This is a genomic window from uncultured Campylobacter sp. (assembly GCF_937997595.1).
Taxonomy (GTDB): domain Bacteria; phylum Campylobacterota; class Campylobacteria; order Campylobacterales; family Campylobacteraceae; genus Campylobacter_B.
This window is the reverse complement of sequence record NZ_CALKTS010000226.1, coordinates 1-1,047: the sequence shown is the minus strand read 5'-3', so window position 1 is coordinate 1,047 and position 1,047 is coordinate 1. Positions and strand designations below refer to the sequence as shown.

At 42.6% G+C, this 1,047-nt stretch carries 1 protein-coding gene; it reads right to left on the bottom strand.

Features of this window, described 5'->3' with window-relative positions; all coding sequences use genetic code 11:
• Nucleotides 1-328: 328 nt before the first annotated feature.
• Nucleotides 329-1,012, bottom strand: a complete 684-nt coding sequence (locus Q0614_RS07690; RefSeq protein ID WP_298787777.1) for a tetratricopeptide repeat protein — start codon at nucleotides 1,010-1,012, stop codon at nucleotides 329-331.
• Nucleotides 1,013-1,047 lie beyond the last annotated feature (35 nt).

Below are 1,047 nucleotides of genomic sequence, written 5' to 3'. Positions count from 1 at the left end.
CATAAGGCTACGTAATTCTAACTTAAAATTCTGCTGCGTACCAATCTATGCTTTTAGCACGCATTTGCTTATGACAAATCTGCCTCTTTATTTTAACGCTTTGCTCGCGCCAAAATCTGTGCAGGATCCGTGTAAATTTACGTTAAATTCTGCCGCATATCGCCCGATTAATTTAAAATTTTATCGTCGCTTTAAATTTGCTTGCGTTTTAAATTTAGACGCAGCGGAATTTTAAGCCGCAGCCGACGCGTATTGTATCAGCCGCAGCTCGGCGCGCATCGTACCAGCCGCGGCTCGGCGCGCATCGTACCAGCCGCGGCTCGGCGCGCTATTTTAGCAGCTCATACATATCGCAGGATTTTTGCCAAAGTTCTTTAAACTCGGGTAGATTCATAAAAGGAGAATTTTTATTTTTTCCTAAATCGCAAGCTTTTTTATAATACCGCGCAGCTTTACTTTTATCGTTAGAGTTGTAGTTAAATAGCGCAAAATTATAGCAACTCGCTAGCTCGTCCGCTATGTCGCAACCTTTTTTATCATAAATCGCCGCTTTCATTAAATTTATTTTTACGCCGTCTCCTTTACGGTACATCTCTGCCAACATACCGCATGATAGCGCTGATAGCTTTTGCCCTAGATTGCAAGCTTTGTCATGGTAGATTATAGCCTTTGATATATCTTTTTCGACTCCATCTCCGTCACTATACATTGATCCCAATAGCCCACAATACATAGCGTCTCCCGCATCGCATCTTTTTTCATGATATTCGATGCCTTTTTTAGGATTTTCTCGCATCAATATGCCCGACATTGTAAGGCAGCCGAGTTCATATCCGCCGTCGCAGGTTTTTTCAAGCAGCTTAAGTGTTTTAGTATCGTCTTCGTATTGTAAAGCGGCTCTAAGGCAAGACTCCATATTGCCGTCATTGCACTCTTTTTCTAGCGTCTCAAGCTCGGACGCTCCTAACGCAAAGCAGGCGATAAGCGCCAACGCAAATAGCGATTTTTTCATTTAGTATCCTTTCCGGGTAAAATTTGGCTAATTCT